Source organism: Mucilaginibacter sp. GW822-FHT03E02 (assembly GCF_058801545.1).
In genome coordinates this window covers 3,722,556-3,748,303 of the sequence record NZ_JBXANJ010000001.1, presented here as the reverse complement: position 1 = coordinate 3,748,303, position 25,748 = coordinate 3,722,556, and the positions used below count along the sequence as shown (strand labels likewise).

Below are 25,748 nucleotides of genomic sequence, written 5' to 3'. Positions count from 1 at the left end.
GATATGCTAATATATCAAATATTCATTCTTAAAATAAAATAGTAAATTGGGTTATGGGAATTTTAATTGCACATCCGGAAAACAAAGAGAAATTAGCAGCACTAAAAGCCTTTATGAAGGCATTAAAGATCCGCTTTGAAGAAGGCGAATCTCCGTATGATCCAGAATTGTAGAGAAAATTAACCGTAGCAGGGATAATTTTAAGGCCGGTAAATTTAAAGCTATAAAAACCGACGATCTATGGAAATAATATATTGATGCCTCATTTATTATTTACGGCGTCATTAACGCCATCCGGTGGCTGTCATAAGCGGCATCCTTATTATACTTCAATACCAGCGATTTATTGTTTATCAAATCCATAATGGTGCCAACCCAACATAGGCCAAAGGTTAGCAAATAAGCAATACCCATACCAACCTGACCTAAAACAAAGCGGTGTATTCCTCCAAAGCCAACAAATCCCAACAGCGTAAACAACATAATTTCCTGTGCCGATTTCCTTTTGCTGCTGTAAACCATGTAAAAATAATTGGTTTGGCTTTCGTTGAGGTTTGCTGTAGCTTGTTGTAAAAAGGCCATCTCCTCGGGCGTCATATCCTGAAAGTTCATGTAATTGCCTTGTTGCATATTCATTGGGGCGTAGGGTTTGATGTTAGCGGTTTTTCAAATTTAATGTTTTTCTGCTAAAAACAATAGGCTATCCTGTATCTGCAGGCGATTTAATATCGAACGCCAAATATCCAATACCGTATAATGGAGGAAAAATTCGGCGTTGGATATCCTAAATTCGTTATTCGATATTTCCTTCCATTCGTATTTTATTTAAGTTCCCCCTTGAGGGGGCTTAGGGGGCTTTTTTTTATTATTTTTGCCCTCATGAGCGAAGAAAGATCACTGAACTTTATAGAAGAAATTGTTGAAGAAGATATAGCCAACGGCAAGCACGGCGGCCGGGTATTAACCCGTTTCCCACCCGAGCCTAATGGTTACCTGCATATTGGCCACGCCAAATCTATTTGCCTAAACTTTGGATTGGCCCAAAAATACAACGGCAAAACCAACCTGCGTTTTGATGATACCAACCCCGTTAAAGAGGATGTTGAATATGTAGATAGCATTAAGGAAGATGTTAAATGGCTGGGCTTTAACTGGGCCGAAGAACTGTACGCTTCCGACTATTTCGACCAGCTATATGAGTTTGCGGTAACGCTTATTAAAGCCAACCTGGCCTATGTTGACGATAGCACAGCCGAAGAGATAGCCCACCAAAAAGGCACCCCTACCGAGCCCGGCGTACCCAACCAGTACCGCAGCCGGTCTGTAGAGGAAAATTTACAGCTGTTTGCCGATATGAAAGCCGGCAAATACCCCGATGGTGCTAAAGTACTGCGAGCAAAGGTTGACCTTGCCGCACCCAACATGCACCTGCGCGACCCTTTGATGTACCGCATTAAACATGCCCATCACCACCGTACCGGCGATGCCTGGTGCATATACCCTATGTACGATTTTGCCCACGGCCAATCGGATGCTATTGAGCAGATAACCCATTCTATTTGTACGCTGGAGTTTATCCCCCACCGGGCGCTGTACGATTGGTTTATCGAAAAGCTGAACATCTTCCCATCTAAACAATACGAGTTTGCCCGCCTTAACCTCAACTATACCGTAATGAGCAAGCGCAAGTTGCTGCAACTGGTGGTTGAAAACCATGTTGACGGCTGGGACGATCCGCGCATGCCTACCATTAGCGGCCTGCGTAGGCGGGGGTATACGCCCGCCAGTATCCGCGAGTTTTGCGAACGCATCGGCGTAGCCAAACGCGAGAATATGATTGATGTTGGCCTGCTGGAGTTCTGCATCCGCGAAGACCTTAACAAAACCGCATGGCGCCGTATGGCCGTGCTCGACCCTATAAAATGTATCCTGACCAACTATCCCGAGGGCGAGGTGGAGATTATGCATGGCGAAAACAACCCCGAAGCCGAAGATGGCGACGGCAGCCGCGAGTTTCCGTTTAGCCGCGAACTTTGGATTGAGCGGGAAGACTTTATGGAAGTGCCCCCTAAGAAATTCTTCCGCCTGGGTGTGGGATTGATGGTGAGGCTAAAAAATGCCTACATCATCCGTTGCGACGACTTTGTGAAGGATGCCGATGGCAACGTAACCGAAATTCATTGCAGCTACCTGCCCGAGTCAAAATCGGGTAATGATACCAGCGGTATTAACGTGAAGGGCACCATCCACTGGGTGAGCGTACCACACGCCAAAACCGCCGAAGTGAGGCTGTACGACCGCCTTTTCCAGGTAGAGAACCCACAAAGCGAGGAAGGCGACTTTAAGGATTACATTAACCCCAACAGCCTGCACATTATACCAACCGCCTACATTGAACCCGACCTGGCCAACGCCACACCCGGCACCGCCGTACAGTTCATGCGCAAAGGATATTTTACACTGGATAAATACTCAACCGATGATAAGCTGATCTTTAACAGAACAGTGACGCTGAAAGATGGGTGGAAGAGCCCCCCAGCCCCCTAAAGGGGGAGTTTTTGATTTGCGGCTTTAACCAAATGGCCATTCACTTTTAGCGAATGGCCATTTTTTATATGCGCCATAGTTCCCCCTTCAGGGGGTTAGGGGGCATACTTCCTATACACATTATACAGCACATTTAAATCCAGCTGGCCCATGGTGGGGCTGTCTTCAATTTGTACAAAATGGCGTTTAAAGGCGGTTATGGCGGCGGGCAGGTTGCTGGTATCGTAGCCTATGAGGCGCAAGGCGGTGGCGTAGTCAAAGTTATCGGGGGGCAGTTCCAGCAGTTCGTCGGGCCAGTAGCCGAAGCCTTTGGCGGCCAGCAGTTTCCAGGGGAATAGCGGGCCCGGATCGGGCTTGCGGGCGGGGGCAATATCCTGGTGACCAATAAAGTTGGCCGTGGGTATGTTATAAGCCGTTTTAAGCTGGGCCAGCAGTGCCAGCAGGCTGCGAACCTGCGGGTCGGTAAAAGGCTCGTGGCCGTTGTTATCAATCTCGATACCTATCGAGCAGCTGTTCATATCGGTAATGCTGCCCCACTTGCTGATGCCGGCCTGCCAGGCGCGCAGGTAATCGTTAAGCATGTGTACCACTTTGCCATCCTTGCCCACCACGTAGTGGGCGCTCACCTGCGGTTTTACCAGCGTAAAGGTTTTGATAGTTTGCGCCAGCGAATCCTGTGCCGTATAGTGGATAATTACATAGTTGGGCTTGCGGGCGTTAAAGTTAACGGTGCCAATCCACTCGCTGGGGATGGGCAGGCCAAGGCTATCAACCAACATGGCGGGCTGCTCGCGGCCAAACACTTCCAGCAGCGAATCGGTTTGGTGGTTGTATACTTTGTTGGTGGCCGCGTAGGGCAGCACCTTGGGCGAGCAGGATGCCACGGTTATCAGAATAGCCAGGGCCAGTATATAATAAGCGGTATTTTTCATAGGCGAAGTAAGCTTAAAGCTAAAGTAAGCAAATAACCACCGAAGCCGGAAATAGTTGTGCCCATGTACAGGTGTTCGGTTTTGGGAGGGGATGAGTGGGGTGTTCGGGGGCGAACACTTAATTTGTTGTTAATTAATGGGTTAGGTGTTCGGGTGTGTGGAGTGGTGGATTTCGTTGACATTGAATATCAGCCACTTATGTTTTTTGAGGTGTTCGGGGTGAAAATTGGGGTGGGGGTGCCGGAGGGGTATTGGGGTGCGGCGTGGCGGGTGGTCAAAATGTTACCTTATGGGTACCTTCGGACTACCCGCCGGGCACCGCCCGACAACCGTTCGGGCACCTGCAACTTACCTGGTAACCACCACCGGGGACGCCATTTTAGGGATGACTGGATTTTGGCGGTCGGGTTTTACCGTTTGCGGATATAGTATCACAAAAAACATCAAATAATTTATAATTATACCGCATTTTTTGGTTGGGAAATTAAAAGGAAATGATATTTATGGGGCAATAATTCACACTTTTTTTTGGAGGTGGAAGGCGGGGCGGGGGCATTGGGAATTCCAATGGGCTCGGGACCGCAGGTTCCTCTACGAGAGAACCCCTATGCTATTGAGGCCAAATTAATATCGAACACCGAATATCCAATTTCGAATAATGAAGGAAAAACTTCGGTGTTGGATATTCGAAATTCAGTGTTCGATATTATTTTTTACTTCTGCTTCTCTTAATTTAATAGCAATAGAAAGCCCCCGAAGAGCCGGGATGGCATTTTTCATCTTCGTGACATCACGAAAATGATGGTTACTCGTCTTAATGGCACAAAGCATAAAATTCAGCACCGCTAAGCTGCCTTGTTCACTGGTTTGTGTTCCTCCGGGGCAGTGTTTTTTGTTGGTCGTTTTTTGCTAAACGCTTTTAGCTTTTCAGGGACGCCGCCGGGTGGATTCAATGCATTTCCACAACCAATTTACGGCATCGGCAATATGACCGGCACTTTCGTAACACCGTTTTTCTTGTACCATCGGTGCTAAACGCTTTTAGCTATTCGGGGCAACGCCGGGTTGATGCAATTGTATTACCGCCATCAATTTACCGGCATCGGTAATATGACCTGCCCGCCCGAAATCCCGGTTTTTATGCACCATCGGTGCTACCCGTTTGTAGCAACAATGTACCACAGTTTTTTTGCCCCGTAGCGGGCTACCCTTCCAACATGCGGGTAACCTGCAGGGCGGCGCGGGTAGCACCTACGGCGCACAAAAATGTGTCGGTAAAATGTTTGAGGGGAAGGGGCATTAACCAGGTTCCCATTCCCTCACTCCAGGAGGGGGTGCCGGAAACGAGCATGGTGCACAAAGGCGCTAAATGTTGAGGCAACTACACTTTTTTTATCTCGGCAGCAATAAAATCATGCAATTGTTTCTTATCGGGAAGTTGAAGCAGGTATCTGCTTACAAAAAGTTGATTGTCCATTCCGGCAAGTGCATATTCAACCAAGGGATTATTCTTATCGGCAACCATAAGGATACCTATAGGTGGATTGTCTGTTTCTTCTGTTACCTCCTTTTTGTAATAATTTAGGTATGTGTTAAGTTGCGAAATATGTGCATGATTAAACTTGTCTGATTTTAACTCGATAAGCACGTGACATTTTAATATCCGATGATATAAAACCATATCATTAAAAAAATATTCATCGCCTATCAATATTCGCTTCTGTCTTGCTTCTAAACAAAAGCCCCGCCCCATTTCCATTAAAAAATCCTGAAAATGGTCTAATAAGGATTGTTCTAAGTCGCTTTCTTCTATAATTGCCTTGTTTTTTATGCCAAGGAATTCAAAGGCGAAGTGTGATTTGATTACGTCAGCAGCATTTTGCTTATCCGTTTTAGATTGGACGTTGGTACTCATTTCGGTGGGGTTACTGCTTAGGCCCATACGTTCAAAATAAAGTGTATTAATTTGCCTTTTAAGTTCCTTAACACTCCATTGTCCTTTAATTGCTTCTATCTCATAAAAACTTCTTTTAAGCTGATCTTCTATTTCTATAAGTTCGGCAAGATGAGAGAAAGAAAGATTGTTAATAATTTTATCGTATACAACCAGGTTCGGCTCATTCTCGAATTCGGGGGATGCCGTACCCCGAATTAATTGGGTCGGCAATTTGGGGGATAGCGTACCCCAAATTGCTGTTTCGGAAAATGCAGATAACAAATAAGGATAAACATGATAAAATTGCTTATACCGCCTAAGTTCCCTCTCGTTGATATTCGATAACCCGTTGGTTTTCTGTACCCTCGGGGTCTCCTTGAAAAAGGGACCCCGAGGGTGTGATACAGCGAAAGCATTGGGATTTTCGATGGGCTCCGGACCTCAGGTTCCTCTACGAGAGAACCCGAGGAGACGGCAACAATTGTATTACCGCTATTAATTTACCGGCATCGGCAATATGGTCTGCACCCCCGAAATTCCGTTTTTCATGCACCATCGGCGCTACCCGTTTGTAGCAACAACATACCACCGGTTTTTTGCCCCGTAGCGGGCTACCTTCCAACATGTGGGTAACCTGCAGAAGGGTACAGGTAGCACCTACGGCGCACAAATCATTTTTGTTATCGGGGGCTACAAATGGGTAGCGCCTATGGCGCAGGCTGCACATGAGGGGCATTACACTTCTGTACCCTCGGGGTCTCCTTAAAAAGGGATCCCGAGGGGTTTTGTAAGGCGAAAGCATTTCGGTTCCCGATTGGCTCCGGGCCTCAGGTTCCTCTACGAGAGAACCTGAGGAAACGGAAAACGAACTATTACCCAATCGCCAACTTCCCGCTTTCTTTCCAAATGTAGGCTGGCATAGGCTCGTGCAATTGCCATTCAATATTCATGGGTTTGGCGCCGCTCGATTTGATGTAGTCGGCTTCGCCTAAGAAAACGTAGGGCATGGTAAAACCAAATTCATCATCGTTTTGCTCGCGCACAAATAGCAAAATTCTTTTGTGCTGCGAATTGTGGTTGATGTACGATAAACCCTTGGCCGATTCGGGCGTGGTTGCGTTTTGCGATTGCCAATGAAACAGGGTTTCGTTAATGGCATAATCGTCATACAAGGTAGATGGCGAATATTCTTTCTCCGATTTTTTGAGGGTGACAAACAGCGATTCGATGTTCAACTCCTTGTTGGCCGCAACGCCCTCCCGGTTTGATGATGCTTTATCAAACTGGTGCAAGCCCGTTGCTACCAATATCTCGCTTCGGTTGTACCTGCTGTGCACTTTAAGCGGCAACGGAAAGTTCAGGTCGATATCTTTTTCGATAAAGTCGACTTTCGAGATCAGATAATTAACCACCTCCAATAATTCCGATACCATCACCGGATTTTTGGCAACCTGTTTAACGCTATCCTGTATCGACTTGAAATCCAATTGCGGCCCGGCCTTTTGCCAAACATCGTAATGGAACATTAACAACATTAAATCCTGCTCGGCCGATAAATTGCCTACGTTAAATCCGCTTTCAATTAGTTGATGCAGAAACTTAAGGTAGCTGATAGAGTTACACCTCAACAAGCGTTTAATACAGCTTGTAATTTCGGTTTCATTGGGTTCGATGAAATTTGGTAATACGCCAGCTTCTACACATAGCCGTTTCCAGTTATCTTTTTTGTAGATGAGTTGTAGCTCGATATGCTGAAACTCGATAAAGTTTTTCAGGGAAAGTGATAGCGTGGATTGATGTTTAAAGCTTCTAATTTTAATTACCAACTGCCTGCGGTTAAAGCCAATGGCGGCCCTGATATTTTTCAGGATCACCTCCTTGGCTTTCTTCTCCAACACGATGGAACAGCCTAAAGGTAAATGCGGAAATTCGTCTTCAATCTCCTTAATTATCGAAGTCTGGGTTTTGCCCACCAGCGCCCTAAATTTGTGTTCAAAGTCGTACTCGGGCCGGGCGTTGCCCACAAAATCTAAAACGGTCAAACAGTCTTTATTGGGGGCAAGGCGTAAACCACGACCTAACTGTTGCAGAAATATGGTTAAACTTTCGGTCGGCCGTAAAAACAATACGGTATCAATTTCGGGAATGTCGACACCCTCGTTAAAAATATCCCGTACAAAAAGGTAATTGATCTCTTTATTCCGCAACCGTTCCCTGATGGTCTCCCTGTTTGCCGAGTTTTCGCTTGTCAGGTAATCCGCTTTAAGTCCCTCCATGTTAAACTTCTCGGCCATGTAGCGGGCATGTTCCATGCTTACGCAAAAGCCCAAGGCCCGCACATCGTGCACGTCGGTAAGGTATTTATCGCAGTTGGCTAAAATGTCGCCCACCCTACGGTCGCTTTCGGTATAAAGTTTGGTTAACTCATTAATTTCATACCTGCCATTTTTCCATGATAGTTTTGATAAATCAACACTATCTGATAGTGCAAAATATTGAAATGGCGATAGCAGTTTCCTGTTTAATGCTTCTGGTAATCGTATTTCGGCAGCTATTACGCCGCAAAAGTCTTTCAAAATATCTTCGCCGTCGCCACGTTCGGGCGTGGCCGTTAGCCCCAATAAAACTTGTGGATCAAACTGCGCCAAAATGGGGCGATAGCTTGATGCCGCTATGTGGTGTACCTCGTCAATGATAATAAAATCATAAAAGCCGGGCGATAGCGCCAGTTTGCTGATCTGGTTGGCAAGGGTTTGTACCGATGCAAATACAAACTCGTAATTGTCTGGCTCCTGCCCATCCACCCATAACTCGCCAAAGTTGGCGTTTTTTAATATGTGCTGAAACGTGTTTTGGGCTTGCTCCAAAATCTCTTTACGATGCGCTACAAATAACAGCCTTGCCCGTGGGTTATTGTTTTTAAAGTTGCGATAATCAAAAGCCGATATTACTGTTTTACCCGTACCGGTAGCCGCAACCACCAAGTTTTTATAACGGTTGTGTACAATCCGTTCCGATAGTAATTTCTCTAAAATTTCGTCCTGGTACGGAAAGGGTTTTAAATCGAAAAAGCTGGTAATGCTTTGTTTATCGTATGATTTTTGTTGCTTTAACGCGGCGCTTAATTTCTGTTTGTCCCGGCCAAACTCATAAGGCTCAAAATCCTTATCAACCCAATAGGTTTCAAAAGTCTTTTTAAACTTATCAATAATGTGGTTAATCTCTTTGGAGGTTACTTTCAAATTCCACTCCAGGCCATTGGTTAAAGCCGAGCGGGAAATGTTTGACGAACCAATATAGCCAGTAGTAAAGCCCGTATTCCTGACAAATAAATACGCTTTGGCATGCAAGCGTTCATGGTCCGAATTGTAGGATACCTTAATCTCGGTGTTTTTTAGGTTCGATAAAAACTCAATCGCCTTTACATCGGTGGCACCCATGTACGATGTGGTGATGATGCGCAACCTTTTACCGCTGTTGGTAAACTCTTCCAATTCTTCCTTAAATATGCGGATGCCCGAATATTTTATAAACGATACCAGCCAGCAAATTTCATCCGAGGAAAGGATCTCTTTTTTAATCTCGCTCTCTAACGAAATCCCTACATTATTGCCCGTAAATAATTCGCTTTGGCTTAGCCGTGTGTAAGGCGTAATTTCTTTTATCCGGTTATTAAAATCGGCAAAGGGCGAATCCAGTTTAGAGAAAACAGCATCCAATATTTTGCCTTCATTATCAATCAGGTTTTCCGAAAGGCTAACGCCGGGCAATTCTGTTATTAATAGCTGGATGATTTTATTGGAGAGTTCAATTTGTTTGAGTGTTTTATGCTCGTCCTTAATTTCATTTAAGGCGAATTTAATGGTCTCGGATAAATACAAACTTAAATACCTTGCTGCTTCCTCTTTATCCAGTTGGGTGCTTTTAATAAAAAAGGCTTCGTTACTCAACAGATTTAGCTTGTTGGCAATCAGTTTATTAATCAATTGCTCGTACAAGCCTAATTCAACTGCTGGCATTTTAAAGGTTTAAGTAATGTTTTACAATGGGCACATCGGCATCTGCCCAATCCAAAGCTAACAATTCATTTTTATGCAGCCACCTATATTGCGCATGTTCCTTTAACATTATTTCGCCGCTGGTATGTTTGCAAATAAAAGGGATCAGTTCGATAGTGATTTTAGGGTAGGTATGGGTGTTGGATGGTAGGGCTTTTATAATGCTGATTTCGATATTTAATTCTTCCCTAATTTCCCTGATCAAGCAATCTTCAGCAGTTTCTCCTGGTTCAATTTTACCGCCGGGGAACTCCCATTTTAAAGGCAGGCTCATGGCTTGGCTGCGTTGGGCGGCCAGGATTTGGTTGTGAGGGTTTATTATGAGGGCGCAGGTTACTTGGAGCATTTAACGGTATTCTACCTCGAAAATACATGTTTGCATTGAGAGTTTAGATATTCTTGGGGGGATAGTTCTGTGTAATATGAAAAATATCAGCAACAACGTCTTTTGGAGTTCCACAAATAGGACCGGTCAATTATCAAGTACTGGAAGAGCAAATATAAAAATATTTAATGCTTTTTTTAGGACTCCAAATGGGGTATACAGCTGCTTTTGGTTTGGATCTCCGGGGGGTGACGGACAGGAAATCATAGCCAACTAGTCAATAATGGCACTATTACTTAACAGATGGCAGATGACGATTACAACAAAAATCCCATGCCGATACATTAGATCGTTTGCGTATTCCTTAATGTGAAATTTCAAAACGTAATTTATCTGTCTCACAATTATATTTAATACTATATATTTAACTTTAAATTTGAAAAGATGGCAGTAAAAAACACATCGTCAAGATTAGCCGATAAGTTATTTCCCGAAGTAGAAGAACAAAACCTAGATATCTTAAACATCCCACCGGAAAAGCGACGGTTAAATACCGAAACGTACGATTTTACGGTGTCGACGTTAACCGATTATTTGAATGACAATCATATTATAATACCTGAATTCCAACGGGGATATGTGTGGAATAGAGCCCAAGCTTCAAGGTTGATTGAATCTTTAATTATAAATTGCCCAATTCCTGTAATTTTTCTTAGTCAAAACTCAGACGAAAGGTTGGCCGTGATTGATGGCAATCAAAGGCTAAATAGCATTAAATTATACCTTTCTAATGACTTTGAGCTTAGGGGCTTGACAGCATATCCGGAACTGGAGGGGTATAAATTCACTGACCTAGACCCAAGATTTCAACGGCACATTCAGAATAGGACAATAAGGTGTATCGTAATTTTAAAGGATACACATCCTCAAATAAAGTTCGATGTCTTTGAACGTTTAAATACGGGATCTGTAAAACTAAATTCTCACGAATTACGCCATGGGATTCATTCAGGTACGCTAATGGAAAAGCTGGAAGTTCTTGGCAATAATTCATTATTTAAAGATTTAACATTAAATAAAAATGATAAGAGAATGAAAGCAGATGAATTAGTGTTACGCTTTTTCGCTTTGCTTGAAAATTGGAGGAATTATTCTAAACCTTTAGTGTCATTTCTAAATACATACTCTGAGACTAACAGGAACCCGGGCTTAAAATTGCTCGATTTGGAAGATGATTTTTATTCTACTTTGGATAAAATTAATCGTGTATTAAATAAATATGCTTTTAAAACATATGATAAATCTTTAAAAAATACCAAGTTCAATGCTGCTCTTTATGATGCACAGATGATTTCTTTTTACGAGTTAAACTTATCTGTAGAAACTTTAGAAAAGCTCAGAGCTCTGAATTTTGTCCAAAAAAACCAAGAGTTTATATCGGGCGAAGATTTCAATAGATATATTTCATCTGGGACTACGGATAGGAATAGTATAATTAATAGAATAAATGATTATAAGGGATTTATCACTTCACTTATATAGCTGTCATGCCCTATAAAAGAAGCAAATCCAGAGTTGAATGTGAGAAAAAGGTCGATGATTTGTTAGAGTTGGCAAAGAACATTTCCTTTAAAAAAGTAGCTCTGTCCTATGATCACAAAAATCTAATTTATCAGTCCGCATTTGTATTGTTATGTTCCTCTATAGAAGAATATTTACGCGTATTAATTGAGGATCTTTTTTTTAACTACAGAGCTGCTAACATACCTCTATCAAACGTTCCAGTAAATTCAAGAACCTTTGCACTTTTTCATAAACAAAGGGTGATTTACGAGGCATTTATTCACAATCGTGATGAGGGTAAAGTTTTAGATAAATTAAATGTGAATAATACTTCGATTTATGGGCTAACAGATAGTAGCATAATTTTCACAAATCATATCGACGCGAAAAATATTGTAAACGATAAAAAGTATCCGTCCCCGAGAAATTTGAAAGTTTTGTTTAACCGAATTGGAATAAGAAACATTTTTTCAATTATAAACGGATTAGGAAAAAAGGATTATGAGTTGCTCTTAAGGTCGTTTTTAGATATTAGAGAAACGATTGCTCATCAGCAAGCCATAAATTTGACTTTTGATGACACCAAAAGAAATTTCGCAAACATTAAGGACTTATTAGATAAATTGGATCGAGCTTTATTTTCGCACATTTGTAAGGAGTCGGGAGTCAAATATTGGCGGTAAAAATAGATTTGATTTCTCAGCCCAAGAAATCTTCGCAATTAAGTACCAGTTCTCCAGAAAAACCATTCCGCCCTTCCATTATCCCCTTGAACGGCCCGGAATCATCGTTCTAATAAGCCACATGTCAAGCTTGTACAAAGGTTCCTTCTGTCTCTGATGATTAATGTATTTAATTTATCAAGTGCGGCCCAGAAGGAAATTAATATCGATCCGTGCCTGAGACCTATGTGAAATAAATTATCCAGCTTCTGCCAATACGGCGATACACCCGAATTAGGTTTTGCATTCGGCCACGCGGTTATTTGCTAAATTACCATCCTAAATCAATTCCAATGCCCGTTGCCGAACTTATCAGCCTATGTTAGCGGTGTTCCGCTATTAGGCAAAGCAATTTCAATGAAAACCATATTAACACTTGTATTAACGCTTTTTTGCACACTGGCTTTTTGCCAGAAAAAAGGTAAGGAGATAATTTTTCCGCCCCCCGTACTGGATATGCACTATCCCGATTTTATGAGCGCCTGCGAGCTGCCCGCTCATAAAAAAGAGTTGGTTTACACCCGCTTTATTTATAGGGGTACAGATGAGTATTGGAGCCTTGTGCCGGATAAAAAATGTAATGCCGTAAAAGCCGCATTAGAAATACCCGATAGCGTGGAAATGCGACAGGAATTTACAAGTCAATTTAAAAATGTACACGATAATTATTGGAATACCTATTTGCTTTTGGATGTTATTGGCGTGTATGAAGATGGGGACGCCAGTGGTTATGGCCATTTAGGCAGCAATAAAAGTAAATTCACCGTGAAGTATTTTATTGCCGTACAAACGGTGAAAAAGAAGAATCAAAAGAGCAGAATCAAGAATTAAGACGGCGTTCCGCCCTTTCGCGTTAGGGATTGAAATGGATACCGGCCCGAGCCTAAGGCCTTGCAGGCGTATGAATGTAAAGCCCGGCGACGCTTCTACCAGCGGCGAAACGCTATTTAGTAGCAAGTAGTTAGTATCAAGATTTTTTGGGATAGGGTAACACCAGTGGCTTGCATGAGTATACTTAGCATAAGGGGTGCTGAAACAAGGATGACATTGGGGGTAACGTAGCTTCAAATGCAACTACATTAAAAGCCATCCCCGGCCGTCGCCTAATCAAGTTTATTCAATTATTTGCTAAATTACCATCCTAAATCAGCCCCAATGCCTGTTGCCGAATCTTATCAGCCTATGTTAGCGGTGTTTCGTTATGGCCTGGTGTGGGGTTTGGTTTCGGTAGAGGAAGTAATTAGCTGGGCTGATGGTATTTTGGCGGATGAGGAAAGGCCGGATTATTTTTTTATCGAGTTGTCGATGGCCCCGAGGGTGGATGACCAGATTAGCATTATTGAACGCGAATGGAGGCCCGGTGCTGATCTGCTTTTTGCGCGGGTTTTAATGGGGCTGCTGTATCACCGGCTAAAAAACAGCCAGTTAGAAGCCAGCAAAGTCCGCGATATTTTAAGTGAAATTGAGCTGATGGATGTGTTGCGCCAAGGCGAGGGTAGCTATTTATACCAGCTGGAATTTGAAGAGCTGTTTGGCCATATTGACGAGACTGATGCCAGCGAAGAGTTGCTGGAGTTTTTGGCCATTTACCAGGGCTTTAACCTGCAAAACGCAGCAGAATGGCTGGCGCTAAACCACGCGGCCGACCAACATTTCGCCGGTTTGGAAATTCAGCAGGCGGAATGGTATAATACAACCGGCGTGCCTGCTTACCCGGTAAAAAAAAGGGTTAATGGCTTTGCGGTTGTTGGTGCAATTATTTTTACGGCAGCCGTGTTTAACGTGGTTTTTACTTACCTGGATAAAGGAAGCGGGGCTGCATATATTCAGTTTAAAAGCGAGGCTTATATTATTGGTTTCGCGGTTTTGTTTTTTGGCTTTTGCTTTTTGGTGGTAAAGGGGATATATTATTTGATGGGGTATTTGTTTGGCAAGTGAGTGGCAAGGGGGGGGGGTTAGGGATGGGCTTGTGGCTGGATAACCACCGTGTTGCTATCATTGCAGGGAATGAAGAAACCCCGGAACTATGCTTACGTTTGTTTGGGTAATGATGTTACTTTGTAGAGGCGACCGCATTGGCCCGCTCAATTGCCGCGGGAGGGCTGTTACTTTTGTCGCCACAAAAGTAACCAAAAAGGCTGTCAGCAGAAATGCTTCTTTACGCACGGGCCTTTGCCCTGCAAAACGGACAAAACCTGGGCTGGAATTATTTTGCCCCGAAGCGCCCAACTCCCCACGCACGTGCAAAAACTTCCTATGCCCTGCAGCCGCACAACCCCGCATTGTTTTGTCCGTTTTCGCCCGAAGCTGTTCTGCTGACGGTTTGGGGAAGACGAGTGCCTTGAGGATAAGGATGAACATTGGCTTTGAACGCCGGCGACGACTCACCCCGGCTACGCTGCGCTGGCCGACCCTCTCTCCGGCTGGCGCCGCATAGAGGGTGGAGCTCATTTTTTTTCTCTTTTTTGCCCCTCTATGCGACGCAGTCGGAGAGAGGGGCAGAACGAGCGTAGCGATGTTCGGGATGAGTCGTCGCCGCCATGCGATGAACGCTGTTTCTCCTTTGTAATTCCGGACTATCAAGAGTTTTTTGGGGAGGATGGGTGTAGGGGGTATATGAACATTGTGTTGAACGCTGGTCACGACTCACCCCGGCTACGCTGCGCTGGCCGACCCTCTCTCCGGCTGGCGCCGCATAGAGGGTGGAGCTCATTTTTTTTTCTTTTTTTTGCCCCTCTATGCGACGCAGTCGGAGAGAGGGGCAGAACGAGCGTAGCGATGTTCGGGGTGAGTCGTCGCCGCCATGCGATATACGCTGTTGCCCTTTGCAAATTCCGCCCTCGTTAAAACAGCTCCACCAACCGCTCCAGGGCCATGCCGCGCGATCCTTTGATGAGGATGGTTGAATGGGTAATGGGGCTGGCCTTCAATGCAGCAATGGCATCTTCGGCAGTGACGTAACAGGTGTTTTGGTCCATGGTCCATAGTCCATGGTCGATGGACTGCGCAGCAGCGGCAAAGTCTTTCCCGATAAAAATGCGTTCGTCAACCGGGGTATCCAGCGCTTTTTGGATCACGGAGGCATGCTCTGTGGCCGATTCGGGGCCCATCTCGAACATGTCGCCCAGGATGAGTACTTTGCGTGGGGCCTGCAGTTTGCCAACGTTTTCGATGGCTACAAACATGCTGCTGGGGTTGGCGTTGTAGTAATCGCAAATAAGGGTATTGCTTTCCGTTTTCACAATTTGCGACCGGTTGTTTTTAGGCTGATAGCCTTCAATACCGGCGTTTATTTGCGTGACAGGGATATTAAAATAGCTGCCTATGGCTATGGCCGCCAAAATATTATGCAGGTTGTAGGCGCCAGTGAGCTGGGTTTTAATAAACTGCTTTTTCTCATGGTGTTTAGCCCAGTATAACGAAAGGTACGGGGAATTCTCTGTCAACTGACCGTGTACGTAATTAATGACCGGATCGGTGCCGTAGTCATAGGCGCCTAAGCCACGATCAAGCTGCATTTTTATTAAATCGGGACTGTCTGTATTTATAAAAAGAATGCCATTGGTTTTTTTTAAATAATCGTACAACTCCCCTTTGCCCTTCTTCACGCCTTCTACCCCGCCAAAGCCTTCCAGGTGCGCTTTGCCTACATTGGTGATTAAGCCGTGCGATGGCTGGGCGATGGTGCAAAGCAGTTCGATTTCTTTTTGGTGATTGGCCCCCATTTCGATAACAGCCATCTGGTGGCTGGCGTCGATGGTTAAAATAGTGAGGGGTACGCCTATATGGTTGTTTAAATTGCCCTGGGTGGCCTGGGTTTTAAAGTGTTGGGACAGTACGGCGTTGATAAGCTCCTTTGTAGTGGTTTTGCCGTTGGTGCCGGTAAGGCCGATAACGGGGATGCTTAACTGGCGGCGGTGGTGGCGGGCCAGATCCTGCAGGGCGGTAAGCGCGTCGGCCACCAACAAATACTCGTCGCCCAGCTGGTACGCGGGATTATCAATTACCGCGTAGGCTGCACCTGCGGCAATGGCCTGTTGGGCAAAGGTATTGGCATCAAATTTATCGCCCTTAAGGGCAAAAAACAGGCTGCCGGCCGCAATTTTGCGGGTATCGGTACTGATAACAGGGTGCTGCAGGTATAGCTGGTAAAGTTGCTGGGTAGTAATCATACGTGAAGTAAAGGTAATAAGCCCCCTCTAAATCTCCCCCGGTAGGGGAGACTTTTTTTTAAAGCTGCGTTATTTTAAAGTCCTCCCTACCGGGGAGGATTTAGGAGGGGCTTGTTCCCCCGGCGGGGAAGAATTTTTAAAGAAGCGTTATTTTTAAAGTCTCCCAACCGGATACTACTACTTACTCCGATAAATACACATCCAGCAGGCCTTCGGGCAAATCGATGTAAATTTCGCTGGCTTCAATATCAATTCCTTTAATGATCTCGACATTGAGCGGGAAAAGCACCTCTTTGCCTTTAAACATCACCGTGGCTATCAGTTGCTGCGGATATTCCTGCACCTGGGTTATTTCGCCAAGTTCGCCGCGGGTTTCGTCGATGGCTATAAAACCTTCTACATCGTTCAGGGTAAATTCGGCCTTTTTCTTTTTGGGTTTCAGTTTGTTGGGCAGGTACAGGTCGCGTTTTACCAGCAGGCTTGCTTTTTCGATGGTATCCACATCTTCTAAAAACAAGTAGGCGTTGCTTTTTTGCAGGTACTTGATAGATTGTACAAAATAAGGGATCATTTTGCCGGCCATATCAATAAAAAGGGCGTCGAATTTAATAGCATCCAGGCTATCAAAATCAACATATATCTGCATTTCGCCCTTAAGGCCCTTGGTTTTCAGTATACTGCCAACCCTGAAACAATCTTCGGTTTTCATAAAATGTTGTTAAATAACAATGGCGAAGTTTTCGCTTCGCCATTATCTGTGGAATCAAGAGTTAAGAGTCAAGAATCAAGACAGAAGAATTATTCCTGACTCTTGATTCTAATTTCCTGGCTCTGGGTTAAATTATTCTGCGTCTTCAGCCGGAGCTTCTTCAGCAGCAACTTCTTCGGCAACAGGAGCATTTTTAGCAGCTATTGCAGCAGCTTTTTCTTCCTTCTTTTTAGCCTCGGCAGCCAAAGCCAATTTACGGGCTTCGTCTTTTGCAGTTACCAGGCTGGTTTTTTTGCCGGTGATTTTGCCTTCTTTAGCATCAGTCCAGGCAGCAAATTTCTCTGCAGCTTGTTCTTCAGTTAAAGCGCCTTTTTTAACACCACCTTCTAAGTGTTTTTTGTACAGCACACCCTTGTAAGAAAGGATAGCACGACAAGTATCGGTAGGCTGGGCACCTGTGTTAACCCACTCTAAAGTTTTGTCGAAGTTAATTTCAATAGTTGCAGGGTTGGTGTTTGGGTTGTATGAACCTAAACGCTCAATAAAACGACCGTCGCGAGGAGCGCGGGCATCTGCTACTACGATGTAGTAAAAAGGTTTTCCTTTTTTACCGTGTCTTTGCAGTCTGATTTTAGTTGCCATTTCTTTATTTTATGTATTCAACATGTCCCCGGAGTACTTTCTGCGGGGATGCAAAGGTATAAATTATTATGAAGAAAAAAACACCAATTGCACGAATTATTTCGAATGGCACGAATGAGGGCAAATTACTGCCAGTCAGCAACATGCAGGCAGCAACATTGGGCCGCTGAATATTATTATTACACAATTGATTTTACACCTAAAATTTTGCAAATTACCGGCATGAGCATCACCCGCAAACCCCGCATTGCCATTGATATGGATGAGGTATTGGCAGATACCATTGATAAATTTATCGAGCTGTATAAACAGCGCCACAGCCATGAAGTTATACTGGCCGATATGCACGGCATGGAAATTGGCCAGGCCCTGCCGCCGCACCTGAGCAGCACGGTAAGGCCTTATGTTAACGAGCGTGGTTTTTTCAGGGATATTAAAGTAATGCCCGGCAGCCAGCAGGTAGTAAAAGCGCTTATGGAGCAATACGATGTATACATAGCATCGGCAGCTATGGAGTTTAAGTATTCGCTGGAGGATAAGCAGGCCTGGCTGGAGGAACACTTCCCCTTTATATCGTGGACAAACATTATTTTTTGCGGGCACAAAATACTGGATGTTGATATTATGATTGACGACCGCATTAAAAACTTTGTAACTTTTAAAGGGCGCAAACTGTTGTATACATCGCCGCATAACGTACTGGTTGATGGTTTTGAAAGGGTAAACAACTGGCAGGATGTTGCCGATAAATTATTGAACGGATAGTTAATTACTTTAATATAAATACGTTAACTTTATACAATAAGCCAGAGGCCATTTCAAGCATGCCGAACCATATCTACGCTGCCACAATCGATTGTATAATTGTTTTTGATACCGATGAACAGAGATACCTCTTCATTAGCCCGGCTATTGTTAATATTTTAGGTATTACCGCTGCCCAGCTGCTTGGTAACAACCGGCTGTGGCCGGATATGATAAGCGAAACGCAGCGCGGGGACATCGAAACTGCGGTTGCCGGCCTGGGTATAAATGACTCGGTTGAACTTAATTACCTTATTAACACACCGCAAAACACAACCAGGGGTATTATTGATAAAAAAAGCCTGGTAATTGACGAGGCCACCGGTCATAAAGTTTTAGTAAGTACTATTAGTGTACAAACGCAGCTTACCGCCAGCGCTGCCGCAGAGGATAGCATTTTTAGCGATTTGTTTTACAAAAACGCAAATCCGGTGTGGATTATAGATGAAGAAACGCTGCGTTTTGTAAAAGTTAACCAGGCCGCTATTGCCCATTATGGTTATACTGAAGAAGAGTTTTTGTTAATGACTGCCAATGACATTAGGCTACCGTCTGAAGCTGCGAAATTAAAGACATATTTAAGCGAAAAAGGAAGTTTGGGGGTAAACCCTATCGATTTTAACCGGGCCGGGATATGGAAGCATTTAAATAAAAACGGCGAAACCATTTATGCCGACGTTAACTGGTTTGGTATAAAGTATAAGGGGCGCAATTGTATTTTATCAATTGCTACCGATGTTACCGCCAAGCTGCAATACCAGGACGAAGCCAGGCGGCGCGAGCAGTTTTTAAGCTCGCTGATTGATTCGCAAACCAATTTTCTGATAAGGGTAGATACTAAAGGTTGTTACAGTTTTATTAACAAACAATTTTTGAAAACCTTTGGCTATAAAGCAAATGAGCTGATAGGGCAGCATTTTTCAATTACTACCATACCGCAGGAACTGCATTTGTGCGAAGAGGCCTTTGTTAATTGTATAAGCAACCCCGGCAAAATTGTAAAATTACTGCACAAAAAACCGGATGTATGGGGCGGGCTTCATGATACAGATTGGGAGCTTATCTCTATTACCAACGATAGCGGCCAGGTTTGCGAGGTACAGGGAATAGGCCAGGATATTACCGCCAAGCTTAAAATTGAACAGGAAATAAAAGAAGCCGCCGAAAAGCTGGATGCTTTTATTGAAAGTATAACCGATTCGTTTTTTATTATCGACAATGAATGGCGGTTTGTTAAGGTAAACTCGGCATTCGAAAAAATGACCAACACCCCGCGCGAGGAAATGCTGGGCAATGTGCTTTGGGACGTATATCCCGAAATTATGGATTCGGGCTTTGGCAAGGCATATTATGAGATGATTGAAAAGCGCGAGAGCGTAAAATTCACCGAATATTTTGAACCGATTGACAAGTGGCTAAGCACATCGGCCTACCCATCTGCCGAAGGCATTACCGTATACGTTAAAGATATTAGTGATGAGCGCCGGGCCCAGGACGAAGCCCATTGGACAAAAACAAGCTTAGAGGCCCTGATAAACAACACACACGACCACATCTGGTCGGTTGACAGGGAGATGCGCTATGTATATATGAATGATGCTTACATCAGGGAAACAACACATTTAACCGGCGTTGAACCTATGGCCGGGGAGCATTCATACCTGAATAAAGGCTATAGCGACGAGGTACACAAACAGTGGATGGCCTACTATTCGCGGGCGCTGCTTGGCGAACAATACACCATCACTAATGAAAGCATTGACCGGCAAACAAAAACCCAATTATATTTTGAGGTAAGCTTTAACCCCATTTATACGCAGCAGGGCGATATCATTGGCGTTGGTTGTTTTGCCCGCGATATTACCCGGCGCCTTAAAATTGAACAGGAACTGATTGATCAAAACGAGCGCTTACGAAACATTGCCTCGCTCAGCTCGCATGAAATAAGGCGGCCCGTTGCCAGTATGATGGGCCTGATCAGCATAATGGATAAGGAAAACTTTTTTAACCCCGAAAACGAACTGATCATCCAGCATCTATTCACTGTAAGCGCCGAAATTGATGACGTTATCCGCTTAATTGTGGATAGCACTTTTACCAGCCAGGGCTAAGTAAATCAAGGATTGATGGTTTGGAAACGATTGTGTTTCGTTATCCAGGTATAATGAATCTGTGAACCTTGTATCGGCTGTACAGGGTAAACGGACAGTTTGCTCATTCCCTAAATTTTAAATTAGGTGGCCCTGTCACTCGGAGTGATAAATTTTCGCGAAACGCTAAAGGGGGATTGACATTTATCGCATGTCGGCGAGTCGACTCACCCCGACGAGGCTCCGCCCGTCTGCCCCTCTCTCCGACTGCGTCGCATAGAGGGGCGAAGGAAAAGAAAGGAAAAAAATGAGCTTCACCCTCTTTGCGACGCAGTCGGAGAGAGGGTCGGCCAGCGCAGCGTAGCCGGGGTGAGTAGTAGCCCGCGTTAAAAACCACCGTTTATGTAAACCCAAGTCATGTTTAGGCCCGTCTAAACATGACAGCCCTTTTTATAACGCCATCGGCCTTCAGGATTTCGAAAGACTTCACCCCCTGGATGAAAAAAAGACTGCTTTACTTAAACTTGTTTTTTAACGCGGCCAGCTTTATGGCGATGTCTGTCTCTGGCGCCTCCTGTGGTTTCCTATTAAAATTGGGTTTGTTGTTTCCGCCGGCTGGCCTTCGCTCGTCATTCCTCCTGGCCGTCGGCTCGCTTTTATCGTTTTCTTTCATCGATAAGGCAATCCGCTTGCGGTTAACATCAACCTCTGTTACGGTTACCTCCACTTTCTGGTGAACTTTCAACACTTCGTTAGGATCTTTTATAAAGCGGTTGGTAATCTGGCTCAGGTGTACTAATCCGTCCTGGTGAACGCCGATATCAACAAATGCACCAAAGTTGGTTATGTTAGTAACGATGCCTGGCAGCTTCATGCCCACTTTAAGGTCGCCAATTGCATTTACACCATCGGTAAAGCTAAAGGCTTCAAACTGCTCGCGCGGGTCGCGGCCAGGTTTGGCCAGTTCGGCCATGATATCGTTCAGCGTGGGTAATCCTACTGTTTCCGATGTATATTTTTGCAGCGGAATGCTTCTTCGGATAGCAGCATCACCCATTAAATCTTTCACCGTGCACTTCATGTCCTTAGCAATTTGCTCCAATAAGCTATAGCGCTCGGGGTGTACCGCGCTTGAATCCAGCGGATTCTCGGCATGGTGGATGCGAAGGAAACCTGCCGCTTGTTCAAACGCTTTTTCGCCCAGGCGGGGTACTTTTTTAAGCTGATCGCGGCGTTTAAAAGCCCCGTTCTGGTCGCGGTAATCCACAATGTTTTGCGCCAGTTGCGGACCAAGGCCCGATACATAGGCTAAAATTTGTTTTGATGCTGTGTTCAGCTCTACGCCAACCGCATTTACGCAACTCATTACGGTATCGTCCAGCGAAGTTTGCAGCTTGTTTTGGTCCACATCATGCTGGTATTGGCCCACACCGATTGATTTTGGGTCGATTTTTACCAACTCGGCCAACGGATCCATCAAACGGCGGCCTATAGATACGGCGCCCCTTACGGTAATATCTTTATCCGGAAACTCTTCCCTGGCTACATCAGATGCAGAGTAGATTGAAGCGCCGCTTTCGTTCACCATTACAATGGCAACACCGGGCAGGTTAAGGTTACGTACAAAAAGCTCGGTTTCGCGGCCGGCGGTACCGTTGCCTATGGCAATGGCCTCAATTTTATACCTATCAAATAAATGCTGAACTGTCTTTTCTGCCTCGCGCGCCTGTCCGGCTCCGGTGTGGGGGTAAATGGCGGTATTCTCCAATAATTTACCCTGTTCATCCAAACAAACCAGCTTACAGCCGGTGCGGAAACCGGGGTCAATAGCCATAACCCGTTTTTGACCAAGTGGAGCGCCCAAAAGCAGCTGACGGGCATTTTCGGCAAATACGCGGATAGCTTCTTCATCGGCTTTCTTTTTGGTAAACAGGCGTACCTCTGTTTCCATCGATGGCTTCAGCAGGCGTTTGTAGCCATCGGCAATGGCTTGTTTCACCTGGTCGGCAGATGGGTTGTTAGCCTTCACAAAGCTGTCTTCCAGTGCGGCAATGGCTTCCTCTTCAGCCGGTTTTATATCCAGCCAAAGGATTTCCTCCTTCTCGCCGCGGCGCATGGCCAATATGCGGTGCGATGGGGCCGACTTTACCGGTTCTGTCCAGTCAAAATAATCTTTATACTTAATGCCTTCCACCTCTTTACCATCAATCACTTTTGATTGAAAAGTGCCTTTCTCTATAAAAAGCTCGCGGATGCGGGTACGTACTTCGGCATTTTCGCTAATTGTTTCGGCAATAATATCCCTTGCGCCGGCCAATGCTTCTTCAATACTATTAACACCTTTTTCGGCATCAATAAAAACAGCTGCCTCTGTTTGCACATCGGCTTTGCGTTGTTCCAGCAGCAAATCGGCCAGGGGCTGTAAACCTTTCTCGCGGGCTGTGGTAGCACGTGTTTTGCGTTTGGGGCGATAGGGCAGGTAAATATCCTCCAGCGAAACCATGGTTTCGGCTTCGTTTATTTGTTTTTCCAGTTCGGGCGTTAGTTTGCCCATATCGGTAAGCGATTTCAGGATCGCTTCCCGGCGTTTATCCAGGTCGCGCAGTTGTTGGGCGCGGTCGCGTATCTCGGCCACCTGCACCTCGTCGAGCGTGCCGGTAACCTCTTTGCGGTAACGGGAAATAAACGGTACTGTTGCTCCTTCGTCAAGTAATGCCATTGTTGCACTTACCTGTTTTTCGGATATGGAAAGCTCGGAAGCTATTTTTTTAGAATGCGATATCATACATCAAATTTCGGACTGCGAAGTTGAGAGAATAGCCTTACAATTCAAAAAAAGATTGTTAACAAATAGGGGAAAGGTTAAGGGTGAAAGGTAAAAGGCAGCATGCAACAACTTCAAAGTATAAACCCGGCAAAGAGCTTCGTGTTGAAATAGCGATCTGGCTTGTGAAATAACAAAAATATCACCAGCCCGATACCAATAAATTGGTCGCTGCATTCACGCTGCATTTTTGATACTTTACGTAGGCAGATACCGCCCGTGTCCTGATTGCTTCATTTGGTTCATTTTTAATGTAACCGGCAATAGCATCATGTAAAGTGTATGCCTCGGGGCACATCAGGCCGGTTGTCCAAACCAGGGGGTTAGCTTTGGCCTGCGTAATAAAGCCGCTAAAGTATTTTTTGCTGATGCAAGCCAATATAATACAATCCCGGGTTTTGCCATCGGCGTTTTTAAACTTATTGGGCAGCCCGAAATCCATCAGCCCATCGTGCCCTATATAAGCCAGTAATTGGGCGTTGCCATCAATACCTATCACCTGTTTTTTATAATGAATGGTATCCTTTAACTGCCCGGCACAACTAAACAAAAAGTCCTCTGTTGTTTTTTCAATGGCCTGCCCGTCCCAGGCATCAGCAACCAGGAAAACGTTCTGAGTGCGGTGTTTAAATATCAGCCGTTCCATGATCATCTTTTTGCCCTTTTGTTTTTTAACCAGCCGCCAATCTTTGCTTCGTTTAAAATAGGTGCGTACTCCGTTATCGCAGCCCCAGTATAAATTGGTTTCAGGATCCTGCCCGTTGCCTATTTTGGGTGGTACGGGTACTATGCCCTGGTATTTGTTATCACATAACGCAACAAAAACATGAATTACTTTGCAGGACTGATTTGTATAAGCGATGTTTTTAGATTGTGGAACCGATGACTTTAAGGCCGGCGACAATGCTTTATCTGCCGGGTTTGCCTTACACCCAAAAACCGGCAAACATATCGCAACAATATAAAAGACATTTTTACAACACCTCATTGCCGTATAGGTTTAAAGCCATTTAATTAGATTTTCAGCAAGTTACACATTAGCCGCCATCCGGCGTGGAATTTTATAGCCGCTACACCTTTCTTCGTTTAAAAATTTCAACCCTGTATTTAAAACCGCAGCATTAAAGGATTCATCCGCTTGCTTGTTTAAAGTACTAAAGTGAATATTACCATATTGACACAGGCTAATCATCACATTGAATCCGGCATCGCTAAAATGCGGGGTAAATACTACACCATTGCACCGCACTAACCAAAACAGGTGCATCAAAAAAACGGGCAAGTGAAGTTCATCAACCTCAATAGCGCCATTAAAACTCTTGCTTATTTTGTGTTGCTCCAAATATTCAAGCGCTTGTTTTACCGGCTTATAGTCATGCTCCCGGAGCAGCCATGGCGATGTGGTATCGCCTAAAAAAAACATTTCATTAAAGCCCATGCCTTTGATTAAGGCAGTAGCACCTGCTGATATATTTTTGCATACCCCTATGGTCGACCGGCTCTCAGCATACAGTATATAGCTGTTGTACGTTTCGGGGAAGAAATATTTATTGCGGTACGGGCTCGCCACCGCAAAGTTTGGATAGTTTTTCAAAAAGCGTTTCCGCGAAACCTTTTTTATCATACCTATTCCTCAAAGTTTTTCCGTACTACTTTTTCAATCGCCTTGCCCCAAAATTCGCCCAAAACAATGGCTCCCGCTTTATTGGGATGCAGGTAAAATATACCTTGCTTCCCATTTTCGGGGATCAGCAACGTAAGGTGATGTTTTTTAAAATATTTGAATGCTTTTTTATCGCCGGTAAAAACGTGTTTAGGGTTAATAGCGGCGTAGCTTTGGGTAAGGCTATCTAATTTAGGCGCATAACTTTGCAATCGGGATAAGCCCTCCTGCAGGTATTTTGCCCCGTTTTGGGTGTTGGGGCTGTACCAGATAGGGTGTTGCAATATGACAACAGCTGCCGGGAAATCTGCAAGCAATTTATCGATAATGGTTTTTACATTCTGAATGTAATCGCCCGCAGATACAGGCGCACCATGCGGCCCCTGGATGGCACTATCGTTGGTGCCCAGCTTAACCGAAAATATCAGTAACGCGCTTTTATCGGTAAATGCACCGGCCGCTTCCTCCACTTTGGTAAAGGTGTTGGTACCAGGCAAAAAATCAAGGGTGGTGTAGCCGCTATGGCCCTGGTTGCTAAACTCAACGGCGCCTAAATCTTTTTGCCGGCGCAGATAAGCAATGGCTGTAGCCGGCGGCGCATCTTCAGGCGTAGCCAGCTGAACGCCCTGTGTAATGCTGTTGCCAATAAACACGATATTCAGGTTGGGCTTTTTATCCTGCGCAAACGCGTATGTAATGCCTGTTAAAATTAATACAAAAGCTAAACCAAATCTATTCATGTTACCCAACAACTAAAATGC

24 protein-coding genes are annotated in these 25,748 nt (G+C 44.7%); 11 read left to right on the top strand and 13 right to left on the bottom strand.

Annotated elements, in window-relative coordinates:
* The first annotated feature begins 53 nt into the window (after positions 1–53).
* Positions 54–173: a DUF2683 family protein gene (locus AC1RM2_RS15565; RefSeq protein ID WP_492986114.1), complete on the top strand. Its 120-nt coding sequence runs from the start codon at positions 54–56 to the stop codon at positions 171–173.
* Positions 167–250 carry a DUF2683 family protein gene (locus AC1RM2_RS15560; protein WP_492988253.1) on the top strand — a complete coding sequence of 28 codons (84 nt, stop codon included), beginning with the start codon at positions 167–169 and terminating at the stop codon, positions 248–250. Before AC1RM2_RS15565 ends, AC1RM2_RS15560 begins: the two co-directional genes overlap by 7 nt.
* Positions 251–273: 23 nt before the next feature.
* Here the strand turns inward: AC1RM2_RS15560 and AC1RM2_RS15555 are convergent, their stop codons facing one another.
* Positions 274–636 carry a TM2 domain-containing protein gene (locus AC1RM2_RS15555; RefSeq protein WP_090652190.1) on the bottom strand — a complete coding sequence of 121 codons (363 nt, stop codon included), beginning with the start codon at positions 634–636 and terminating at the stop codon, positions 274–276.
* Positions 637–879: 243 nt separating this feature from the next.
* Here AC1RM2_RS15555 and AC1RM2_RS15550 point away from each other — a divergent pair, with 243 nt between their 5' ends.
* Positions 880–2,547 carry a glutamine--tRNA ligase/YqeY domain fusion protein gene (locus AC1RM2_RS15550; RefSeq protein ID WP_492986113.1) on the top strand — a complete coding sequence of 556 codons (1,668 nt, stop codon included), beginning with the start codon at positions 880–882 and terminating at the stop codon, positions 2,545–2,547.
* A 95-nt stretch (positions 2,548–2,642) separates the two neighbouring features.
* Here AC1RM2_RS15550 and AC1RM2_RS15545 read toward each other — a convergent pair whose 3' ends face one another.
* Complete coding sequence (locus AC1RM2_RS15545; RefSeq protein ID WP_492986112.1) at positions 2,643–3,479, bottom strand: N-acetylmuramoyl-L-alanine amidase; 837 nt, start codon at positions 3,477–3,479, stop codon at positions 2,643–2,645.
* A gap of 289 nt (positions 3,480–3,768) precedes the next feature.
* On the opposite strand from AC1RM2_RS15545, the gene AC1RM2_RS15540 reads away from it, so the two are divergent.
* On the top strand, positions 3,769–3,930 hold the full coding sequence (locus AC1RM2_RS15540) for a hypothetical protein (protein WP_492986111.1): 162 nt from the start codon (positions 3,769–3,771) through the stop codon (positions 3,928–3,930).
* 930 nt (positions 3,931–4,860) lie between these two features.
* On the opposite strand, the gene AC1RM2_RS15535 is transcribed toward AC1RM2_RS15540, so the two are convergent.
* The 4 genes from AC1RM2_RS15535 to AC1RM2_RS15520 form a co-directional block, all read right to left on the bottom strand.
* Positions 4,861–5,697 (bottom strand): PDDEXK nuclease domain-containing protein, encoded by an 837-nt coding sequence (locus tag AC1RM2_RS15535; RefSeq protein ID WP_492986110.1) that lies wholly within the window; start codon positions 5,695–5,697, stop codon positions 4,861–4,863.
* A gap of 169 nt (positions 5,698–5,866) precedes the next feature.
* Positions 5,867–6,151: a hypothetical protein gene (locus tag AC1RM2_RS15530; protein ID WP_492986109.1), complete on the bottom strand. Its 285-nt coding sequence runs from the start codon at positions 6,149–6,151 to the stop codon at positions 5,867–5,869.
* A 136-nt stretch (positions 6,152–6,287) separates the two neighbouring features.
* Positions 6,288–9,434, bottom strand: coding sequence for a DEAD/DEAH box helicase (locus AC1RM2_RS15525; protein ID WP_492986108.1), 3,147 nt, complete (start codon positions 9,432–9,434; stop codon positions 6,288–6,290).
* A 1-nt stretch (position 9,435) separates the two neighbouring features.
* Positions 9,436–9,819: a (deoxy)nucleoside triphosphate pyrophosphohydrolase gene (locus AC1RM2_RS15520; RefSeq protein WP_492986107.1), complete on the bottom strand. Its 384-nt coding sequence runs from the start codon at positions 9,817–9,819 to the stop codon at positions 9,436–9,438.
* A gap of 423 nt (positions 9,820–10,242) precedes the next feature.
* On the opposite strand from AC1RM2_RS15520, the gene AC1RM2_RS15515 reads away from it, so the two are divergent.
* From AC1RM2_RS15515 to AC1RM2_RS15495, 5 genes are all read left to right on the top strand, one after another.
* Positions 10,243–11,340, top strand: coding sequence for a GmrSD restriction endonuclease domain-containing protein (locus AC1RM2_RS15515; RefSeq protein WP_492986106.1), 1,098 nt, complete (start codon positions 10,243–10,245; stop codon positions 11,338–11,340).
* Between the two features lie 5 nt (positions 11,341–11,345).
* Positions 11,346–12,044, top strand: coding sequence for a HEPN domain-containing protein (locus tag AC1RM2_RS15510; RefSeq protein ID WP_492986105.1), 699 nt, complete (start codon positions 11,346–11,348; stop codon positions 12,042–12,044).
* Positions 12,045–12,440: 396 nt separating this feature from the next.
* On the top strand, positions 12,441–12,914 hold the full coding sequence (locus AC1RM2_RS15505; RefSeq protein ID WP_492986104.1) for a hypothetical protein: 474 nt from the start codon (positions 12,441–12,443) through the stop codon (positions 12,912–12,914).
* A gap of 324 nt (positions 12,915–13,238) precedes the next feature.
* Positions 13,239–14,021, top strand: a complete 783-nt coding sequence (locus AC1RM2_RS15500; protein ID WP_492986103.1) for a hypothetical protein — start codon at positions 13,239–13,241, stop codon at positions 14,019–14,021.
* 212 nt (positions 14,022–14,233) lie between these two features.
* Positions 14,234–14,428 (top strand): hypothetical protein, encoded by a 195-nt coding sequence (locus AC1RM2_RS15495; RefSeq protein WP_492986102.1) that lies wholly within the window; start codon positions 14,234–14,236, stop codon positions 14,426–14,428.
* 498 nt (positions 14,429–14,926) lie between these two features.
* Here the strand turns inward: AC1RM2_RS15495 and AC1RM2_RS15490 are convergent, their stop codons facing one another.
* From AC1RM2_RS15490 to AC1RM2_RS15480, 3 genes are all read right to left on the bottom strand, one after another.
* Positions 14,927–16,255, bottom strand: a complete 1,329-nt coding sequence (locus AC1RM2_RS15490) for a UDP-N-acetylmuramoyl-tripeptide--D-alanyl-D-alanine ligase (RefSeq protein ID WP_492986101.1) — start codon at positions 16,253–16,255, stop codon at positions 14,927–14,929.
* A gap of 181 nt (positions 16,256–16,436) precedes the next feature.
* Complete coding sequence (gene rimM / locus AC1RM2_RS15485) at positions 16,437–16,964, bottom strand: ribosome maturation factor RimM (RefSeq protein WP_492986100.1); 528 nt, start codon at positions 16,962–16,964, stop codon at positions 16,437–16,439.
* A 132-nt stretch (positions 16,965–17,096) separates the two neighbouring features.
* On the bottom strand, positions 17,097–17,606 hold the full coding sequence (locus AC1RM2_RS15480) for a 30S ribosomal protein S16 (RefSeq protein WP_147054056.1): 510 nt from the start codon (positions 17,604–17,606) through the stop codon (positions 17,097–17,099).
* Positions 17,607–17,828: 222 nt separating this feature from the next.
* Between AC1RM2_RS15480 and AC1RM2_RS15475 the strand changes: the two genes are divergently transcribed.
* On the top strand, positions 17,829–18,371 hold the full coding sequence (locus AC1RM2_RS15475; RefSeq protein WP_492986099.1) for a 5' nucleotidase, NT5C type: 543 nt from the start codon (positions 17,829–17,831) through the stop codon (positions 18,369–18,371).
* A gap of 59 nt (positions 18,372–18,430) precedes the next feature.
* Positions 18,431–20,521: a PAS domain S-box protein gene (locus tag AC1RM2_RS15470; protein WP_492986098.1), complete on the top strand. Its 2,091-nt coding sequence runs from the start codon at positions 18,431–18,433 to the stop codon at positions 20,519–20,521.
* Positions 20,522–21,014: 493 nt separating this feature from the next.
* Here the strand turns inward: AC1RM2_RS15470 and AC1RM2_RS15465 are convergent, their stop codons facing one another.
* The 4 genes from AC1RM2_RS15465 to AC1RM2_RS15450 all read right to left on the bottom strand — a co-directional run bounded on the left by AC1RM2_RS15465 (position 21,015) and on the right by AC1RM2_RS15450 (position 25,727).
* Positions 21,015–23,285 (bottom strand): Tex family protein, encoded by a 2,271-nt coding sequence (locus tag AC1RM2_RS15465; protein WP_492986097.1) that lies wholly within the window; start codon positions 23,283–23,285, stop codon positions 21,015–21,017.
* 181 nt (positions 23,286–23,466) lie between these two features.
* A complete protein-coding gene (locus tag AC1RM2_RS15460; RefSeq protein WP_439695458.1) occupies positions 23,467–24,312 on the bottom strand; it encodes a hypothetical protein in 846 nt (281 codons plus the stop codon).
* Positions 24,313–24,354: 42 nt separating this feature from the next.
* Complete coding sequence (locus AC1RM2_RS15455; RefSeq protein ID WP_492986096.1) at positions 24,355–24,948, bottom strand: hypothetical protein; 594 nt, start codon at positions 24,946–24,948, stop codon at positions 24,355–24,357.
* A 2-nt stretch (positions 24,949–24,950) separates the two neighbouring features.
* Positions 24,951–25,727 carry a GDSL-type esterase/lipase family protein gene (locus tag AC1RM2_RS15450; RefSeq protein ID WP_492986095.1) on the bottom strand — a complete coding sequence of 259 codons (777 nt, stop codon included), beginning with the start codon at positions 25,725–25,727 and terminating at the stop codon, positions 24,951–24,953.
* Between the last annotated feature and the right edge of the window lie 21 nt (positions 25,728–25,748).

Excerpts from the sequence above, each read along its gene's own strand:
- AC1RM2_RS15460 (WP_439695458.1), bottom strand. The coding sequence starts at position 24,312 with ATGAGGTGTTGTAAAAATGTCTTTTATATTGTTGCGATATGTTTGCCG.
- AC1RM2_RS15515 (WP_492986106.1), top strand. The coding sequence starts at position 10,243 with ATGGCAGTAAAAAACACATCGTCAAGATTAGCCGATAAGTTATTTCCC.
- AC1RM2_RS15495 (WP_492986102.1), top strand. The coding sequence starts at position 14,234 with ATGCTTCTTTACGCACGGGCCTTTGCCCTGCAAAACGGACAAAACCTG.
- AC1RM2_RS15555 (WP_090652190.1), bottom strand. The coding sequence starts at position 636 with ATGAATATGCAACAAGGCAATTACATGAACTTTCAGGATATGACGCCC.
- AC1RM2_RS15510 (WP_492986105.1), top strand. The coding sequence starts at position 11,346 with ATGCCCTATAAAAGAAGCAAATCCAGAGTTGAATGTGAGAAAAAGGTC.
- AC1RM2_RS15470 (WP_492986098.1), top strand. The coding sequence starts at position 18,431 with ATGCCGAACCATATCTACGCTGCCACAATCGATTGTATAATTGTTTTT.
- AC1RM2_RS15520 (WP_492986107.1), bottom strand. The coding sequence starts at position 9,819 with ATGCTCCAAGTAACCTGCGCCCTCATAATAAACCCTCACAACCAAATC.
- AC1RM2_RS15505 (WP_492986104.1), top strand. The coding sequence starts at position 12,441 with ATGAAAACCATATTAACACTTGTATTAACGCTTTTTTGCACACTGGCT.
- AC1RM2_RS15525 (WP_492986108.1), bottom strand. The coding sequence starts at position 9,434 with ATGCCAGCAGTTGAATTAGGCTTGTACGAGCAATTGATTAATAAACTG.
- AC1RM2_RS15545 (WP_492986112.1), bottom strand. The coding sequence starts at position 3,479 with ATGAAAAATACCGCTTATTATATACTGGCCCTGGCTATTCTGATAACC.
- AC1RM2_RS15550 (WP_492986113.1), top strand. The coding sequence starts at position 880 with ATGAGCGAAGAAAGATCACTGAACTTTATAGAAGAAATTGTTGAAGAA.
- AC1RM2_RS15480 (WP_147054056.1), bottom strand. The coding sequence starts at position 17,606 with ATGGCAACTAAAATCAGACTGCAAAGACACGGTAAAAAAGGAAAACCT.
- AC1RM2_RS15540 (WP_492986111.1), top strand. The coding sequence starts at position 3,769 with ATGGGTACCTTCGGACTACCCGCCGGGCACCGCCCGACAACCGTTCGG.
- AC1RM2_RS15455 (WP_492986096.1), bottom strand. The coding sequence starts at position 24,948 with ATGATAAAAAAGGTTTCGCGGAAACGCTTTTTGAAAAACTATCCAAAC.
- AC1RM2_RS15500 (WP_492986103.1), top strand. The coding sequence starts at position 13,239 with ATGCCTGTTGCCGAATCTTATCAGCCTATGTTAGCGGTGTTTCGTTAT.
- AC1RM2_RS15490 (WP_492986101.1), bottom strand. The coding sequence starts at position 16,255 with ATGATTACTACCCAGCAACTTTACCAGCTATACCTGCAGCACCCTGTT.
- AC1RM2_RS15475 (WP_492986099.1), top strand. The coding sequence starts at position 17,829 with ATGAGCATCACCCGCAAACCCCGCATTGCCATTGATATGGATGAGGTA.
- AC1RM2_RS15565 (WP_492986114.1), top strand. The coding sequence starts at position 54 with ATGGGAATTTTAATTGCACATCCGGAAAACAAAGAGAAATTAGCAGCA.
- AC1RM2_RS15465 (WP_492986097.1), bottom strand. The coding sequence starts at position 23,285 with ATGATATCGCATTCTAAAAAAATAGCTTCCGAGCTTTCCATATCCGAA.
- AC1RM2_RS15450 (WP_492986095.1), bottom strand. The coding sequence starts at position 25,727 with ATGAATAGATTTGGTTTAGCTTTTGTATTAATTTTAACAGGCATTACA.
- rimM (WP_492986100.1), bottom strand. The coding sequence starts at position 16,964 with ATGAAAACCGAAGATTGTTTCAGGGTTGGCAGTATACTGAAAACCAAG.
- AC1RM2_RS15530 (WP_492986109.1), bottom strand. The coding sequence starts at position 6,151 with ATGCCCCTCATGTGCAGCCTGCGCCATAGGCGCTACCCATTTGTAGCC.